This window comes from Pseudomonas sp. S3_B08 (assembly GCF_054667725.1).
In genome coordinates this window covers 1058802-1075930 of sequence record NZ_CP162750.1, presented here as the reverse complement: position 1 = coordinate 1075930, position 17129 = coordinate 1058802, and the positions used below count along the sequence as shown (strand labels likewise).

Genomic DNA, 17129 nt, shown 5'->3' with positions numbered 1-17129 from the left:
CATGGCGATCAAACAACTGATAAAAAGCACCAGTGGCTGGCTCTATCTCAACTCGCCGGTGGGCCGTCAGCAGTTGCAGGGCGCGGGGGTGATTCTGATGCTGCACCGCGTGCTGTCGAATGACCGCGCCGCCGACCTGCCGCACCGCAATGAACTGTGCGTCGGACCGAAAGCGTTCGAGCATTTGCTGGTGTGGCTGCGCAAGCATTTCGACTGCGTGCCGCTGATGGAAATTCTCCAGCCCAACGCCCTGCGCAGCGAGCGCCCACGGGTGGCGCTGACCTTTGACGATGGCTGGCGTGACAACGCCGTCAACGCCTTCCCGTTGCTGCAGAAACACCAGGTGCCGGCGAGCATTTTTCTCTCCACCGATTTCATCGGCAGCCGCCAGCGTTTCTGGTGGGAAAGCCTTGGCGAAACCCTATGGGGCAGCCATGGCGATAAAGCACGCATGCACCTGATCGAATGCCTGCATGCGCGCAAACATCCGCTGCCGGTGCTGCTTGATGACATCGATGTCGAGCGCCGCAGCCTGGCGCTGCTGCATTACCTGCAAGGGCTGAAAAGCCTGGCCCCGCAGGAGCTGGAAGAACTCACCGACGAATGCCCGAAGGACTCGCTGCCACAGGCACTGGACTGGCATCAGGTGCGGGCAATGGAAGCCTCCGGTCTGGTGCGGTTCGGCCCGCACGGCGCCAGCCACGCAATCCTCACCGGTCTCGATGATGCGCGCCTGAGCGAAGAAATCCGCCGCAGCCGCGACGCATTGAACAACGGCTGCAACCGACCTCTACCGGTCTATTGCTACCCCAACGGCGACAACGATGATCGCGTTCGCCAGCAGGTCGCGGACCACGATTACCCGTTTGCGCTGGGCACCGGCACCGGGATCTATCGCGGCGACGGCGATCCGCTGAACCTGCCGCGTTTCGGCGTCAGCCAGCGCACCGCGCGCCATCCGCAATTGCTGTCGTGGCGGATCTACCGGGGAGCGCGGCCATGAGCCGAGGCAACTACCTCAAGCACCTCGCGTTGAGCATGGGCACCAAGCTGGCGATGATCGCCTTGCGTTTGCTGCGCAACGTCCTGCTCGCGCGGATTCTCGGCCCCAGCGAACGCGGCCTGTTCGCCCTGCTCAGCACCCTGCCTGACCTGATCAGCGCGGCCACCAGCGGCGGTTTGAATTCGGCGGTCGGTTATCAGGCGGCCAAGCAGCGGCCGATGGGTTTGCTGCTCAGCCAGGTGCTGGTGTTCGGTTGTTTGCTGGCCGGTTTGCTGACTTTGCTGGTGGTGGCGCTGGTGCGCGAATTCGGCACGCAACTGGACGTGACCACGCAACTGGGCCTGCTCGCCTGGCTGTTGCTGCTGGCGGTGCCGTTGACCGTGTTGAAAAGCGGCCTGCTGACCCTGCACAACGCCTCGGGTGGCGTGGTCGCATTCAACGTCTTGCGCCTGATCGAATCGCTGGCGCCGCTGTTGCTGTTCGTCGCACTGTTCTGGATGTGGCAGAGCGCGGCGTTGGAGGCAGCGCTGATCAGTTGGCTGGCCGGTATCAGTCTGGTGGTGCTCGCCGGTTGGGTCTGGCTGAAGCGGGCGCAGCCATTGCAGCTGCAATGGGATCGCGCCAGCCAGAAGGAGCTGCTGCGCTACAGCGCGCGCAGCCATCCCGATCTGCTGTTCCAGCAAGTGATTTTGCGCTCCGATTACCTGTTTATCGGCGCCCTGCTCGGTAGCACCGCGCTGGGCCATTACGCCATGGCCAGCGCTGCTGCCGAATTGCTGTTGATCGTCCCCGAAGCGGTGACTACGCCCCTGATGAAACGCCTGCTGCAACAGGATGAAGGCATGGACAAGGTCACTCCGCTGGCGCTGCGCCTGACCGCGACGGTGATGCTCGGCGCCTGTTTGAGCATGGCCGTGATCGGCGAGTGGTTGATCGTCACCCTGTTTGGCGCTGCCTACCAACCGGCGTACCCGGCGCTGCTGGCGTTGCTGCCGGGGCTGTTGGGTCTGTGCTACGCGAGCATTCTGCGCCTGGACTTGCTGGGCAAGAATCGCCCCGGCTCGGTGTCGTTGTTGATGGGCCTGGGCGCGCTGCTCAATCTGGCGCTGAACCTGGTGCTGATTCCGGCCTACGGCATCGTCGGCGCCGCCGCCGCATCATCGATCGCCTATCTGGCGGTGACCGTGGCCATGCTCGTGCTGTATTGCCGTTTGAGCGCTGTGCCGTTCTGGCAAACCCTGATCATCCTGCCCCGCGACGTGCTGCCGATGTGGTCGATGCTGCAGAGGAAGCCCGCATGAAAGGCTGGTACCTGCTGTTCGGTCTCGGCCTGTCGCTGGACGCTTTGGCGGCGTCGATGCGCTGGGGCGAAATTCGTGACGGCAGTCTGTTTCTGCAAACCGATCAGCCTGACAGCGTGACCGTGCGCTGGACCCCGGCGTGGCAAGCGGATGCCAACGAAGAGCAACTGTACCTGCTCGACGGTCGCGGCAAATTGCTCGGCGAACGCTTGATCAAGGCCAGCGAAACCCGTGGCAGCCAGACCTGGCCGCTGCTGCCCGGCGCGGCGAGTTATCGACTGGAAATTCCCGGCTACAGCTTCCGCCACTACCGCATCGAACACGATGAACGCACCGTTGCCCTGTTTGCCCCGGCCAAAGTGCACTTCAGTGCCGAAAGCAAAAATGGCGACGTGCTGTATTTCAAAGTCGCGGCCGGTGAGCATGCAGTGCTCGCCGGCAAGTTTCACGGCGGCGTCACCGCGCTACAGGCGCAGCGGATCGGCGACCACCAGGCGCTGACTCTCGCACTAAAGCCCTATCGCGCCTATTGGCAGTTCGATCAGGTCGCGTTGCCAGTCAGCCCCCGCGAGCAGGTCTGGCGCCTGCAACTGCAGGGCAGCGGCAAAGCGGCGTTCTGGCTTGATGGCACGGCTAATCTGTTTGCGCAGAATCCGCAGCAACTGCAACCGCTGCGCGAAGAGGTCGGAGATGTCCGGCTGGTGCTGCATGACAAAGTCCTCGGGCGCACGCCGGATCTCGGTATCGCCCTGCCCTATGTGATGCCGCCCGCAGCCAGCCACGCGCTGCTCGATGCGCTGAAGCCGACGGCGGCGAGCTATTACAGTTTCGTCGACGTCACGGCGCAGAATCCGCAATTCGAAGACGCATTCCGCCGGGTCTATCAGCAGCGCTTCGGCATTCGCAACGACATCACCCTGCTGGCCGGCAGTCAGCGCCAGGCCGATCTGCGCGCCGACGTGCAGAGCAACAGCGGCCTCGACGCCTGGCTGGCGAGCACCCGCGCGCTGGGCGGCAATGGCACGCATTACATCGGCTTTGCCGACGAACCCAATCTCAACTATTCCAGCTACGGGCAATATCAGGCGATTTTCACCAGCATGGCCCGTCAGGTGCGCAGCGACCCGGCGAATGCCCGCGCCGGTGTGCGCATCGCCATGCCGGCCAGTTCGCGACTGGTCAACGGCCCGTTCGCCGATAACGCAGCGGACAAGCGCGGAATCGATTGGGCACGGCGCCTGCTCAGCGAGTCAGCCGATCAGGTCGATGCACTGGCCTGGCATGAATGGATGATTCGCGATCTACTCGCCACCCGCGTCTACCGCGACAGCGTGCGCCGTGCCGCCGAACTGGTCGGCCGCGACGCCAATGGTCAGCCGCGCAAGGCCTTGCTGCTCGATCAGACCAACCTGTCCAGCGGCTCCAGCCTCAGCCCCTACGATCAGGAAACCCACTACACCTCGCTGTGGTGGGCCTCAGTGGTGATCAATGCCTCGCAGGACGGTTTGCTGAGCATGCTCAACTGGTTTCAGGCCGCTGACGAACCGCATTACCCCAAAGGCATGTTGCGCGTGTTGGGCGACGATCGCTTCGAGCTGAAACCGGTCGGCCTGGCCCAGCAATTCATCGCCCGCCACTGGCTGCACCAGGTGCTGCAACTGGACAACGATGCCTTTGAGGTGGATGTGCTGGCGATGGCCGGCGACGAGCAGCGCACGTTGCTCGGAGTGAACAAAGGGACGCGCCTGCAACGCGTCGATCTGAGCGGCGCCAGGTGCCCGCTGAACCATGGCGCCCTGCGTTACTTCGGCGCCGACAATCGCAGCCGCGACGCACCGTTTGCCTGCGACAACGGGCGCGTGCGTTTCGAACTGCCGGGGCAAACCCTGTTTGCCCTGAGCTGGAGCGCTTCATGAGCCGCCCTTCGATGCTCTGCCGCGCGGTCTTGATGCCGCGCATGGCACCTTCATCAGGAGAAGAGACCATGGATGTTTTGCAAAAACTCAGCGGACATATTCGTCGTAAAGGCCTGCGAGCGACCTTGGGCAAGATCCGCAAACTGTACATTTTTTCCCATCAGCAACTGCTGTGGATGGAGCGCGACCTGGTCAGCCCGGTGCCGCCGCACAAGCTCAAACCCTATCCGCCGCTGCGCGTGGTCAGGATCACCGCGGACAACGCAAGCGCTTTCGCGCGTTACTTTGGCGACCGTGTCGGCACGATGGCCGAGCTGGCCAAAGAAGGCCACACCGGGCACATGCATGTCGACGAGCAAGGCGATGCCGTGGCGTTTATCTGGGGCACGCCGCGCAGTTATTTCGATCGGCACTACTACGGCTGCCGATTCCCGGTGAAGCCCGGCGAGTTCTTCGAGTTCGGCGGCGAACTGGCCCGGGCCTACTGGGGGACAGAGCTGTCGGTGGACCTGCAATTGCGCCTGTGGGAAGCCATGGCCGCCCAGGGCTGCAGCAAAGTGGTCGATGTCTGCGAGTCGCACAACATACCGGCGCTCAAGCTGCATCTGCGCATGAGCTATACCGAACAACGGCGGATCATGAATATCTACACGCTGTTTGGCCGCTGGCGCTTCTATCGCGAAACCCGCTACAGCGGTTCGCGCCTGGCGGCGCTGGGTAAAACTTCCCGTCCACCTGTCAACGCAACGGCGGCCTGAACCTATGGTGATGCGATTCGAATGGCGCACGTCCCTGTGCGCCGCCGACTTCCCGGCAACCGCGTATGAAACGCTGCGCCTGGGCGTGACCGACCATACGCCGTTCAACAATCTCGGCTGGTTATGTGCGGCGGAACAGGCTCTGGGTGAGGATCAGCGCCTGCACATTCTGCTCGGTTGGGAAGCCGCAGAACTACGCCTGTGCCTGCCGCTGGTAGCCAGCCGCGAGCGCTTCGCCGGCGTGCCGTTTCGGGTCTTGCATCACTTGGGTTATCCGCTGGCTGATCGTCTGGCCCTGCTGTCGTTGCTCGGCGGCGCGGACATGCACGAGGCGCTGCTGTTGATTCGCCAGCGCCTGCCCCATGCGCTGCTGCAACTCAATGAATTGTCGGAGCCTGCGGGTGAAGAAAGTGCCGTCACCGCATGGATGGCGCGCAGTTCCACGGCCGAGCGACGCCTGAGCTGCCGGGTGCCAGTGCATCTGATCAGCGAAGCCGACCATCAGGAAGTCTCCGGCGACCCGCGCTACAAACTGCGCCGGGCACGCAAACGGATTGCCGCGTGCGGTGCGCAGATCCGCCGGATTACCCCGGATGCGCTGAGCATGGCTGCCTTGTTGCAGACCATCAGCGAAGTCGAGGCGGTGAGCTGGAAAGGCGATGAAGGCGTCGGGATTTTCGCCACACCGCGCAGTCGCCAATGGATCGAACGCGCCTTCACCGCCCTCGCCGGCCAAGGCCTGGTACGCGTGGTGATGCTCGAGCTGAACGGCCGCTGCATCAGCTATCGCCTCGGCCTGCTCGAACAGGGCCGGCTCTACGATTACAACCTCGCCTTCCTGCCGCAGTACGCCGATCTCGGCAGTGGCCGGGTGTTGCTGGAGGAATGGATTCGCTGGGGCCTGGACGAGCACTGGCGCTGGATCGATGCCTCGCGGGTCAGCCTGGAAAACTCCAGCCATCAACTGCACGAACGCATGACCGGGCAATTGGAACACTGGCGCTGGAGTTTCTATTCGTGGCGCCCAAGTGGGCTGGCATTGGGTCTGGCGCTGCGCATCTGGTATCGCTGCAAGCCCGCCGTGCAGCAGTGGCGTACCAGGCGCGCCAACAAAAAATCTGCAGCACTGGTGCAACCTGTCGCAATCACTCCGGAGGGCGGCCATGCCTCGCCAAGTCATAGTCAACGCTGATGACTTCGGTCTCAGCGCCAACGAAAACGCAGTGATCTTCGCTGCCTTCCAGGCCGGCCTGATCAGCTCGGCCACGGCCATGGCCAACATGCCGGCGTTTGAACCCGCCTGCACCATGGCCCGCCATCCGACGCTGCAAGGTCGGATCGGTCTGCACTTCAACCTGACCTACGGGCACCCGCTGAGCCAGGCGATCCTGGGGCGGCGGACCTTTTGCGATGGCAACGGCGTGTTCGACCTCAACCTGCCCCGCCACAGCCTGTGGCTGAGTCGCGCAGACCGTGACGCGGTGCGCGCCGAGTTACAGGCGCAGTGGCAACGCTGCGTCGATCACGGCATGCGCCCGAGCCATATCGACTCGCACCAGCACGTACACAACATCTGGCCAATCGGCGAAGTCGTCGCGAAGTTTGCCGCCGAGCAAGGCGTACCGATTCGGCTGGCGCGCAACCTCGGGCACAACCTCACGCTGCCCAAGCGCCTATTCAAGGGTTTGCTCAATGGCCGTTTGCAGAGTCTGGCGCGGGTCACCGCCGATTACGTCTGTACACCGGTGGACCTGCGCAATGCCAGCGTCCCCAGCGACGGCGTGCTGGAAATCGTCGCCCACCCGACCCGCCTCGGCGTCGATTTCGGCGATGCCTATCTCGACTCCGGCGAGTCGTTGAGCGAGGTAATCGAACAGGGTTTGAGAGGCGTCGCGCGAGTCTCGTATGCCGACCTCAATCGAGAGGAAACGCAGGGCGCTACGGCGCTCGAATGAATCACCGCTGTAACGACACTCACCACAACATCCGGGCCAAGACCCTGGAGGGGCATCATGAGCATCATCACCAAAGTGCAAGATCGCATCAGACAGAAAGGCCTGGGCCGCACCGTCGGCACGTTGTGGAAACGCTACGTGTTCTTCCACTGGGAACTGCTGTGGATGGAGCGCGACCTGGTCAGCCCGGTGCCGCCACACAAACTGCGCCCGTATGAAGGCCTGCGCAAAGTCGACATCACCCCGGAGAACGCCGTGGCGTTCAGCAAACACTTCGGCGACCGAGTCGGCACCATGGCCGAACTGGCTGCCGAGGGCCACACCGGGCACATGTACCTGGACGCCGATGGCCACGCCGTGGGCTTTATCTGGGGCAGCATTCGCGACTACCACGACCGCCACTATTACGGCTGCACCTTCCCGGTCAAACCCGGCGAGTTCTTCGAATTCGGCGGCGAAATGATTCGCGCCTACTTCGGCAGCAGCCTGTCGGTGGACGTGCAGGTTGCACTGTGGCAAGCGATGGCGGCGCAGGGTTGCACCAAGGTGGTCGACGTTTGCGAAACCCACAACATCCCGGCGCTTAAACTGCATATCCGCATGGGTTATCAGGAACAGGGTCGGGTAACCCACGTTTACTGCCTGTTCGGCCGCTGGAAATTCTTCCGCGAAACCCGCTATGAAGGCTCACGCCTGGATCCGCTGCGCAAACCGGGCCGGCCGGTGGTAAGTGCCGCGGCGCAGGCTTGATCCGGCCTTGTGAAATGTGGCGGTCGCAAGGCCGCCATCGCGAGCAGGCTCGCTCCCACATTGGAATGCGTTTCCCTGTGGGAGCGAGCCTGCTCGCGAAGAGGCCAGCCGTCGCAAAAAAGGTTCTCAGGCCTTGCTTGCCACCAGGCTAAAGCACATCGGCAGCTGCGCCTGCTGGTTCAGGTAGCAGTCATACACCTCTTCCCGGTTCGAATGCGCATATTCCTGAAAATCCACAATGCTCAGCCCCGCTCCAATGGCGCCGCTGAAGATCGCGCCCAGCGTATGCACGAACCAGTACGACTTTGCCGCCGGCTGCTCGACTTTACCTACGTAAACGATCGGCTCTTGCTGCACAAACGGCTCGGCACGGAAATACGAGCTGGCGAGGCGGTAGGGATCTTCAGCCTGCGGATCAACCATTTCCAGAAACGGATGGGTTTCGTAGATCACCAGCTTGCCGCCCGGCTTCAGCACCTGCGCGACATGACGGAAGAATTCGCCGATGTCAGGCATCCAGTTGAGTACCCCGATGGTGATCAGGGCGACGTCGAAGCGGTTATGCAGCGATGCGGGCAGATGGTGGATATCGCTCTCGACGAATTCGGCAGTATGCGGCGAGCGGCTGTTGAGCTCGCGGGCCTGCTCAAGAAACGCTGCCGATTGATCGACGCCGACGACACTGCGCGCACCCAGCGCAAACAGCGACAGGCTCTCCCGACCGTTATTGCAGCCCAGTTGAATCACGTCTTTGCCGTCGACTTCCAGCAAGCCGCGCAAGGTGTCGTCAAGGCAGCAAAACTCCCCCTGCGCAACATCGCTGAGCAATGCCTGCCAGTCCGGTGAATCCTGATGATGGCGAGCGGAATCGTTCCACGCCTGTCGATTGCTTTCGATGGCGGTTTTGGGGTTGGGCACTTCCATGGCGCTACTCCGGGTGAAGCTCGTGATTGAGCGGCGTGAGTGTAGAACAGACGCGGGGTGGCGGTTGTTCCAATGTTGTAATCACACTGCGCAGTCCTCTTCAGCGAGTCCTACAGAAAAAGGAAGGAACTCGGGAAACCCCAACCGTTTTCCTACATCTTCCGTCGGTTGGCCGTCGGAAGCGCTCAGTCTAGGATTTGTCGAACTACAAGTACTCATGGAGCTCGACCAAGATGCAGTTCATCCAGACAACGACGACAGCAATCCCTGTACCGAATAGACTGCCAGGCATTGATCCCGGAGGCACTATGGACGGCAAAATCTTTCCCGACGATTCAGGGTTTAAAAACAACGAGCAGGCTGCCAGTCATGATCGCTGGTTGCGAGCCAAGGTGCAGGCGTCCAGAGATGATCCCCATCCGAGTCTCCCCCATGAGGACGTGATGGCGGACATGCATGCCTTGATCGAATCCATGCGAAAAAAGGTCGATGCAGATTGAGTGGCGGCCCGAAGCCAAGGCCGATCTTTCGAACATCCTCAGATACATTGGCGAGAGAAACTTTGCAGCCGCAGTGAGTCTCTCGAAATCCATCGAAGAATCCACAACCTCACTCTCCGTTCATCCCCATCTCTACCGTAAAGGTCGATCTCCCGGCACCCGGGAAATCGTTGTACATCCTAACTACGTAGTGATTTATGAGGTGACGGATCGAATCGAGATACTTAGCGTTTTGCATACCCGACAGGAATATCCATAAAGACATCGCAGGAAAAAACGGTAGGACGTTCGCCCGATCGATAACACGCCGTTTGCCCAGCAGGCCCCACTATCAAAGATTCACATGACTCTGGTTAAGCCGCTCACGCAAAAACTCCACCAGCGCCTGTACCGGCCGCGAAGCCTGGCGATGCTGCGGATAAACCGCCGACAGGGTCAACGGCTCCGGGCGCAACTCATCCAGCACTGGCACCAGCCGCCCGTCCTTCAGTGCCGCGCCGACGATAAAGGTCGGCAGATAGGTAATGCCCATCCCCTGCACCGCTGCGTCCCGCAGCAGTTCGCCGTTGTTGACGCGCATGCGGCCGGTGACGTTGATAAGTAGCGGTTTGCCCGGCGCTTCGTTGAAACGCCATTGCACCGAGCGCCCGTGGCCGTAAGGCAGGCAGTCGTGGCTGTGCAGGTCTTCGGGTTTGAGTGGTGTGCCGCGTTCGGCGAGGTAGGCCGGGCTGGCGCAGTAGACCCGTTCGATGCTGGCGATACGTCGGGCGATCAATGTCGAGTCCTCCAGCACGCCGATGCGCAGGGCCAGGTCGTAGCCTTCGCCGAGCAGATCGACCGGGCGATCGCTCAGATCCACTTCGACGGTGACTTCGCGATAACGCTGCAGGAATAGCGGTAGCAGACAACCCAGATGCGCCACGGCAAACGACAACGGCGCGCTGAGGCGAATCGTGCCGCGCGGCTCGGCGGTTTCGCCGGCGATGCCCTGCTCGACCTGTTCCACCTCACCCAACAAGCGCAACGCCGATTCGTAATAGCTCTGCCCCAGCGGGGTGACGTCGAGGCGGCGGGTCGAGCGATTCAACAAGCGCACACCGAGGCGCTCTTCCAGTTGCATCAAACGGCGGCTGACGAACTGCTTGGACAGCCCCAACTGATCGGCCGCGGCGGTGAAGCTGCCGGAGTCCATGACCTGGCAAAAAATACGCATGTCTTCGAACGGGTTCATTGTCACTCTCTGGTGGACAGTTAAACGCTTTATAGCCGCTTTTTCGCTTTTCAGCAGCCCATTAATCTGTGCTCACGGTTTGAAAACAACCCTGAACACAAAGAGCTGCCGAAGGCAGCCATCTGATCGTTGGGACGCGGAGCGTCCCCGGCTGCATTCCCACGCAGAGCGTGGGAACGATCAGATCGCAGCCTTCGGCAGCTCCTACATCACACATTCAAAAATGGAATTGAACATGAGCATCAAGAAAACCCTAGCCGCGTCCCTCCTCGCCCTGTCCGTCAGCAGCGCTTTCGCCGCTGGCAGTCCCGGCGTCGAACACAACACCCAGGCGTTCCTCGATGCCCTCGCCGCTGGTGGTGGTCGTCCGCTGGAGCAACTGAGCCCGAAGGACGCCCGTGCAGTGCTGACTGGTGCCCAAGCGTCGGTAAAGGTTGATCTGTCCGGCGTGGAAGTCAGCGACAAGGCGATCAAGGTCGACGGCCAGACCATCAACCTGAAAGTGGTGCGCCCGGCCAAGGTCAAAGGCGAGTTGCCGGTGTTCATGTTCTTCCACGGTGGCGGCTGGGTGCTGGGTGACTTCCCGACGCACCAGCGCCTGATCCGTGATCTGGTGGTCGGCTCTGGCGCTGTTGCGGTGTATGTCGATTACACGCCATCGCCGGAAGCGCAGTACCCGACCGCGATCAATCAGGCTTACGCCGCGACGAAATGGGTGGCCGAGCACGGCAAGGACATCGGTGTCGATGGCAAACGTCTGGCAGTGGCCGGCAACAGCGTCGGCGGCAACATGGCGGCGGTCGTGGCGTTGATGGCCAAGGAGCAGAAAACCCCTGCCCTGCGCTTCCAGCTGTTGATGTGGCCGGTAACCAATGCGCAATTCGACGACGCTTCTTACCAGCAATTTGCCGAGGGACACTTCCTTACCAAGGGCATGATGCAGTGGTTCTGGGACAACTACACAACCAACCCGGCCGAGCGTGCGCAGATCCATGCCTCGCCACTCAACGCCAGCGCCGAACAGCTCAAGGGCCTGCCCGCTGCGCTGGTGCAGACCGCCGAGTTCGACGTGCTGCGTGACGAAGGCGAAGGCTATGCGCGGCACCTGGATGCGGCCGGCGTGCCGGTGACCTCGGTGCGTTACAACGGGATGATTCATGACTTCGGCCTGCTCAATCCCCTGAGCCAGATTCCGGAAGTCAAAGCGGCGGTGCGTCAAGCGGCGGCTGAACTGAAGACTCATCTGAATCCATAAAAGCGAAAGATCGCAGCCTGCGGCAGCTCCTACAGGAAAACGCATTCCAAAGTAGAAGTTGTCGCAGGCTGCGATCTTTTCATTTGCAGCCATTGCGGAGCTTCGGTCATGACCCTTTTCTACGCCCACCTGCTGTCCTGGAGCGCTGTGCTGTTGCTGCTCGACGCCGCGCTCTGGCATTTCTCGCCCTTCAGCCATCGCGCGCCGCGAGTCGGTGTGCGTCTGGCACTGTTTCTGGCATTCAGCGCGCTGGTGATCAACGCCGGTGTCAGCCCGTTGCAGGCGCCGCTTTTCGCTGATGATCGCGTGGCACAACTGGGGGCGACGGCGCTGGGGATTCTCTGGTGGTTGTACGCAGCACGGGTGCTGACCGAAGTGATCGGCCTGGCGCTGATGCGCCGCATCGGTCACAGCGGTCGCTTGCTGCAGGATGTCATCGGTGCGCTGGTGTTTCTGGTCGCGATTGTCGCGGCGGCCGGTTACGTGCTGGAACTGCCGGTCAAAGGTCTGCTGGCCACTTCCGGGGTGGTCGCCATCGTGGTCGGTCTGGCGCTGCAAAGCACCCTCGCCGATGTGTTTTCCGGCATCGTCCTCAACACCACCAAGCCGTATCAGGTGGACGATCTGGTGATGATCGACGGCGTCGAAGGCAAGGTCTTCGATATCGACTGGCGCGCCACGCACCTGCTGACCAGCGCCGGCACCATGGCCGTAGTACCGAACTCGGTGGCGGCCAAGGCGAAAATCGTCAATCTCAGCCGGCCGAGCAACATGCACGGTGTCTCGATCAGTATCAAAGTGCCGAACCACATTCGTCCGCGTCGGGTATTGGATGCCCTTGATCGCACTCTGCAGGGCAGCAGTTCGCTGTTGCTCAGCCCGGCGCCGAAAGCCGTACTCAAAGAAGCCGGCGAAACCATGTCGGAATACGTTGCCAGCGGTTTCATCGCTGAGCTGGGCAAGAAGAGCGAAGTGCGCAATCAACTGTTCGACCTCGCCCACCGTCATCTCGAAGCGGCGGGTATTTCGCGCCATCCCGACGGCGTGATCGAACCGTCGAGCCGCGCCCGTGCGTTGCTGGATGAGGTGAAGATTTTCCGCTCGCTGAGCAGCGAGGAACGTGATCGCCTGGCTGAGTCGATGGTCGCGCAGCAGTACACGGCCGGTCAGGTGGTGCTGGATCTGGACGAGGTGCCGGACAGTCTGTTCGTGATCGCCACGGGCGTGGTCAGCGCGACGGTGCCGGACGGCAATGGCCAGACCGAGGCCGGGCGCATGGGGCCGAGCGAAGTCATGGGCGAACAGAGCATTCTTGCCGATACACCGTCGCAGGCGACGTTCACAGCACTGACGTCGAGCATCATTTATCGTCTCGACAAACAGTTGACCCGTGAGTGCATGGACAAGCGCAGCGAAGTCGGCCGGGCCTTGAACAAGTTGCAGGCGGTGCGTCAGCAGAACAGTCGCCTCGCGTTGATGGCCAAACCGGTGGCGGTGAAAAAAGGTGGTTTCTTGGGTTGGTTGCAAAAACGCTAACAGCAAAAGATCGCAGCCTTCGGCGGCTCCTACAGGGAGAATGCGTTCCCATGCAGGAGCTGCCGAAGGCTGCGATCTTTCGATTTTCTTACTTGGCAGTGAACTTGGTGTAGCTGTTGATCAGGTTGCGATAGTTAGGCAGACGCTCGGACAGCAGATGCGCCAGACCTTCCATGTCGTTGCGCCAGTCGCCTTGCAGCTCGCAGGCCACAGCGAACCAGTTCATCAGGTGTGCACCGGCGGCCGACATCCGCGCCCACGCCGCTTGTTGCACGGTGGTGTTGAAGGTACCCGACGAGTCGGTGACGACGAACACTTCGAAGCCTTCAGCAATCGCCGACAGGGTCGGGAAAGCTACGCAAACGTCGGTCACTACACCGGCGATGATCAGTTGCTTGCGGCCGGTGGCCTTGATCGCTTTGACGAAGTCTTCGTTGTCCCAGGCGTTGATCTGGCCTGGACGCTGAATGAACGGCGCGTCGGGGAATTGCTCAAGCAGCTCGGGCACGATCGGGCCGTTGGGACCCGCGTCGAAGCTGGTGGTCAGAATGGTCGGCAGCTTGAAGAACTTGGCGATGTCGCCCAGTGCCAGCACGTTGTTCTTGAACTCGTTCGGCGAGAAATCCTGCACCAGCGAGATCAGACCGGTCTGGTGATCGACCAGCAGGACGACGGCATCATCTTTGTTCAGACGCTTGTAAGGAACGCTCATGGCAAAACTCCTGGATGGATGGTTGTTGCGGGAAGCGCCGGCCCTGATGACCGGCGCTTTTTTCAAACTCAGAACGCGAAGCAGGAACAGCCGAACGCGCCCCAGAAACCGGCGAAATCGCTGACCGGCGCATTCGACATCCGCGCTTTTTCATGGCTGTGGGTGTGCACGGCGCACGGCCCGCTGCACTGGTGAACCTGCGCCTGCAGTGGCGAGTTCGGGCGCCAATGGCCCGGGACTTTGACTACCGGCGACCAGTCCGGCAGCACCGGAATCGAACGCGGGCCGAGGTCTTCGAAGTCGCCGGCGGCGTAGACGATCTTGCCGCCGACCACGGTCATCACCGACTCGATCCACTTGATCGCTTCTTCCTCAACGCTGAAGAAGTCCGCGCTCAGTGCCGCGAGGTCTGCCAGTTGGCCGACGCGGATCTGGCCCTTCTTGCCCTGCTCCGAGGAGAACCAGGCGCTGCCGTGGGTGAACAGTTCCAGCGCGGTGCTGCGTGGCAAGCCTTCTTCGTAAAGCGCCAGACCGCCAACGGTACGGCCGCTGACCATCCAGTACAGCGAAGTCCAAGGGTTGTAACTGGACACTCGGGTGGCGTCGGTGCCAGCGCCAACCGGTACGCCCTCGGCGAGCATGCGCTTGATCGGTGGTGTGGCTTCGGCGGCTTGTTTGCCGTAGCGATCGACGAAGTATTCACCCTGGAACGCCATGCGATCCTGAATCGCGATACCGCCGCCCAGCGCTTTTACACGCTCAATATTTTGCGGGGTGATGGTTTCGGCGTGGTCGAAGAACCACGGCAGACCGTTGAACGGAATGTCGCGGTTGACCTTCTCGAACACGTCGAGCATACGGCTGATCGATTCGTTGTACGTGGCGTGCAGACGGAACGGCCAGCGCTGCTCAACGAGGTGGCGCACCACCGGTTCCAGTTCCTGTTCCATGGTGTGCGGCAGGTCCGGGCGCGGTTCGAGGAAGTCTTCGAAGTCGGCGGCAGAGAACACCAGCATTTCGCCGGCGCCGTTGTGGCGCAGGTAATCGTCGCCCTGATGCAGCTTGACGCTGCCGGTCCAGTTCTGGAAATCGGTCAGCTCTTCTTTCGGCTTCTGGGTGAACAGGTTGTAGGCGATGCGTACGGTCAACTGGTCGTCTTTGGCCAGTTGCTCGATGACTTGGTAATCGTCCGGATAGTTCTGGAAACCACCGCCGGCGTCGATCGCACTGGTCAGGCCGAGACGATTGAGTTCACGCATGAACTGGCGGGTCGAGTTGACCTGATATTCCAGCGGCAGCTTCGGCCCTTTGGCCAGGGTCGAGTAGAGAATCATCGCGTTCGGCCGCGCGACCAGCATGCCGGTCGGGTTGCCGTTGCTGTCGCGGACGATTTCGCCACCCGGCGGGTTTGGCGTGTCGCGGGTGTAGCCGGCCACACGCAGGGCAGCGCGGTTGAGCAGCGCACGGTCGTAGAGGTGCAGGATGAACACCGGAGTATCCGGCGCGGCCTGGTTGATTTCTTCCAGGGTCGGCATGCGTTTTTCGGCGAACTGGAACTCGTTCCAGCCACCGACCACACGCACCCACTGCGGGGTGGGCGTGCGATCGGCCTGATCCTTGAGCATGCGCAGCGCGTCGGCGAGCGATGGCACGCCTTCCCAGCGCAGTTCGAGGTTGTAGTTCAGACCGCCGCGAATCAGGTGCAAGTGCGAGTCGTTGAGGCCGGGGATGACGCAGCGGCCCTTCATGTCGACCACTTGTGTGGCGCTGCCCTTGAGGGCCATGGCCTCGGCGTCGTTACCGACGGCGACGAAGCGGCCATCCTTGATCGCCACCGCACTGGCCAGTGGTTTTTCCCGGTCTACGGTATGAAATTGGCCATTGAATAAAATCAGATCGGCGCTCATCGCAGTTCCTCAAGCGAAAGTGAAAAGAAGCAAACCCCGCTCAACGCGGCGAGGTTTCTTGGGAATCGAGGTGTTCATGGGCCTGACTGGCTTCCAGCCACGGGGTGAACAGACGGGTGACCGGCGGCATCACCACGTAGACCACCGAGAGGACGATGGTCAGGGTAATCAGGAACGTGGCGACCACGTAGTTGGACAGAAGCGGATGCAGCGCCAGCAGCGGGCCCCAGATCAGCGGCACCAGCAGGGTGTGCGGCAGAATCACCAACAGTGTGACGACAGCCTGCTTCCAGCGCGGCGGCGGCGAGCCGGCCTCGGCCAGCGGTGTGAACCAGAATTCATTGACCGGTGCGACTTCGGTCTGATCACCGTCGGCCAGCATCGGTGCGGCTTCAGCCACCAGCGCCTGACGCTCGGAGGACTCCAGCCAGCCCTGCATCGCTTCGGTGGAGCTGAAGCGCAATACGCAAGTGTAGAAATCCAGACGCCCGCGCTTGCCGCGCACCACGTCGACACCCAAATGCCCTTCGCGCTGCCCGGCGACGCGCACGATATTGCGCAGCCATGCTTCATAGGCCGACTCGAAACCGGCCTTGACCGAGTGTTTGATGATCAACGTGACGGTCTCATCGGCCCCCGGTGCTTGTGAATTGAGGACTTCAGGCATAACGCAGCACTCCGGGCAAACGAACAGGAATCGCCAGCCGTCCCGGCCCGGCGATCAAGACGGTGGTGAAAAGAATCAATAGCAACCAGCCAAACTGCCCCTCAGCCACACTCCATTGCGGATGCACGACCAGCAACGCCACGAGCAGTACAAAGAGAATAGGCAAACAAGCCAATCGCGCCAGCACACCGGCGACGATCAGCAACGGGCAGAGGACTTCGGCGAAAATCGCCAGGATCAGGGTCAGGTGGGCGCCGAGGTGGAACGGGTCTTCGATCAGTTGCAGCTGCGCGGTGAAGTCCAGCAACTTCGGCAAGCCGTGCACCCACAGCAGAAATAATCCACCGCTGACCCGCAGGAACAGCAACCCGATGTCGCGCGCCTGTTCATCCCTCGTAGCAATCATGACCCGACCCTTTGAATGTCATTGACGGGAATCATGCCAAGGCCGGCGCGGGAGAAATTGGATGGGTGTGCTTAGTTGCTTTTCAGGTCTTTGATGTTCTGCCGCCAGCCACAAAACAATGTGGGAGTGAGCTTGCTCGCGAAGGTGTCAGGTCAGCCACATCCACATTGACTGACACACCGCTTTCGCGAGCAGGCTCGCTCCCACAGGTTTTTGTGGTGACCAACAATGTTCATTCCACCCCGTATCCCTGTGGGAGCTGGCTTGCCAGCGATTGGTCGGCACATCCACCACCTTCTTTGACGGAC

The 17129-nt window shown here is 61.6% G+C and carries 17 protein-coding genes; 11 read left to right on the top strand and 6 right to left on the bottom strand.

What is annotated here, in order from left to right:
- The first annotated feature begins 1 nt into the window (after window position 1).
- From AB4N73_RS04940 to AB4N73_RS04910, 7 genes are all read left to right on the top strand, one after another.
- Window positions 2-1003, top strand: a complete 1002-nt coding sequence (locus tag AB4N73_RS04940) for a polysaccharide deacetylase family protein (protein WP_041478593.1) — start codon at window positions 2-4, stop codon at window positions 1001-1003.
- A complete protein-coding gene (locus AB4N73_RS04935) occupies window positions 1000-2304 on the top strand; it encodes an oligosaccharide flippase family protein (RefSeq protein WP_130899478.1) in 1305 nt (434 codons plus the stop codon). The genes AB4N73_RS04940 and AB4N73_RS04935 overlap by 4 nt, the downstream gene beginning before the upstream one ends.
- On the top strand, window positions 2301-4220 hold the full coding sequence (locus AB4N73_RS04930) for a hypothetical protein (protein ID WP_460142996.1): 1920 nt from the start codon (window positions 2301-2303) through the stop codon (window positions 4218-4220). The genes AB4N73_RS04935 and AB4N73_RS04930 overlap by 4 nt, the downstream gene beginning before the upstream one ends.
- A gap of 68 nt (window positions 4221-4288) precedes the next feature.
- Complete coding sequence (locus tag AB4N73_RS04925) at window positions 4289-4978, top strand: GNAT family N-acetyltransferase (protein WP_041478590.1); 690 nt, start codon at window positions 4289-4291, stop codon at window positions 4976-4978.
- A gap of 4 nt (window positions 4979-4982) precedes the next feature.
- Window positions 4983-6170, top strand: coding sequence for a GNAT family N-acetyltransferase (locus AB4N73_RS04920; RefSeq protein ID WP_041478589.1), 1188 nt, complete (start codon window positions 4983-4985; stop codon window positions 6168-6170).
- On the top strand, window positions 6142-6933 hold the full coding sequence (locus AB4N73_RS04915; protein ID WP_460142995.1) for a carbohydrate deacetylase: 792 nt from the start codon (window positions 6142-6144) through the stop codon (window positions 6931-6933). The genes AB4N73_RS04920 and AB4N73_RS04915 overlap by 29 nt, the downstream gene beginning before the upstream one ends.
- Before the next feature lie 57 nt (window positions 6934-6990).
- Complete coding sequence (locus AB4N73_RS04910) at window positions 6991-7683, top strand: GNAT family N-acetyltransferase (RefSeq protein ID WP_041478587.1); 693 nt, start codon at window positions 6991-6993, stop codon at window positions 7681-7683.
- Between the two features lie 126 nt (window positions 7684-7809).
- On the opposite strand, the gene AB4N73_RS04905 is transcribed toward AB4N73_RS04910, so the two are convergent.
- On the bottom strand, window positions 7810-8607 hold the full coding sequence (locus AB4N73_RS04905) for a class I SAM-dependent methyltransferase (protein ID WP_150635731.1): 798 nt from the start codon (window positions 8605-8607) through the stop codon (window positions 7810-7812).
- Window positions 8608-8915: 308 nt separating this feature from the next.
- Between AB4N73_RS04905 and relB the strand changes: the two genes are divergently transcribed.
- Together relB and AB4N73_RS04895 are read left to right on the top strand one after the other, a co-directional pair.
- Complete coding sequence (relB, locus tag AB4N73_RS04900) at window positions 8916-9107, top strand: type II toxin-antitoxin system RelB family antitoxin (RefSeq protein WP_056786779.1); 192 nt, start codon at window positions 8916-8918, stop codon at window positions 9105-9107.
- A complete protein-coding gene (locus tag AB4N73_RS04895; protein WP_082228561.1) occupies window positions 9097-9366 on the top strand; it encodes a type II toxin-antitoxin system RelE/ParE family toxin in 270 nt (89 codons plus the stop codon). The genes relB and AB4N73_RS04895 overlap by 11 nt, the downstream gene beginning before the upstream one ends.
- A 72-nt stretch (window positions 9367-9438) precedes the next feature.
- On the opposite strand, the gene AB4N73_RS04890 is transcribed toward AB4N73_RS04895, so the two are convergent.
- On the bottom strand, window positions 9439-10338 hold the full coding sequence (locus tag AB4N73_RS04890; protein WP_056784501.1) for a LysR family transcriptional regulator: 900 nt from the start codon (window positions 10336-10338) through the stop codon (window positions 9439-9441).
- A gap of 235 nt (window positions 10339-10573) precedes the next feature.
- On the opposite strand from AB4N73_RS04890, the gene AB4N73_RS04885 reads away from it, so the two are divergent.
- Together AB4N73_RS04885 and AB4N73_RS04880 are read left to right on the top strand one after the other, a co-directional pair.
- Window positions 10574-11593, top strand: coding sequence for an alpha/beta hydrolase (locus tag AB4N73_RS04885; protein WP_310215527.1), 1020 nt, complete (start codon window positions 10574-10576; stop codon window positions 11591-11593).
- Window positions 11594-11701: 108 nt separating this feature from the next.
- Window positions 11702-13129 (top strand): mechanosensitive ion channel family protein, encoded by a 1428-nt coding sequence (locus AB4N73_RS04880; RefSeq protein WP_073474277.1) that lies wholly within the window; start codon window positions 11702-11704, stop codon window positions 13127-13129.
- A gap of 88 nt (window positions 13130-13217) precedes the next feature.
- Here the strand turns inward: AB4N73_RS04880 and ycaC are convergent, their stop codons facing one another.
- The 4 genes from ycaC to AB4N73_RS04860 all read right to left on the bottom strand — a co-directional run bounded on the left by ycaC (window position 13218) and on the right by AB4N73_RS04860 (window position 16821).
- Window positions 13218-13841 (bottom strand): isochorismate family cysteine hydrolase YcaC, encoded by a 624-nt coding sequence (gene ycaC / locus AB4N73_RS04875; RefSeq protein WP_016774080.1) that lies wholly within the window; start codon window positions 13839-13841, stop codon window positions 13218-13220.
- Between the two features lie 68 nt (window positions 13842-13909).
- Window positions 13910-15748 carry an amidohydrolase gene (locus AB4N73_RS04870; RefSeq protein WP_460142994.1) on the bottom strand — a complete coding sequence of 613 codons (1839 nt, stop codon included), beginning with the start codon at window positions 15746-15748 and terminating at the stop codon, window positions 13910-13912.
- Window positions 15749-15788: 40 nt separating this feature from the next.
- On the bottom strand, window positions 15789-16415 hold the full coding sequence (locus AB4N73_RS04865) for an antibiotic biosynthesis monooxygenase (protein ID WP_041478579.1): 627 nt from the start codon (window positions 16413-16415) through the stop codon (window positions 15789-15791).
- On the bottom strand, window positions 16408-16821 hold the full coding sequence (locus AB4N73_RS04860) for a DoxX family protein (RefSeq protein ID WP_024012430.1): 414 nt from the start codon (window positions 16819-16821) through the stop codon (window positions 16408-16410). The genes AB4N73_RS04865 and AB4N73_RS04860 overlap by 8 nt, the downstream gene beginning before the upstream one ends.
- Window positions 16822-17129 lie beyond the last annotated feature (308 nt).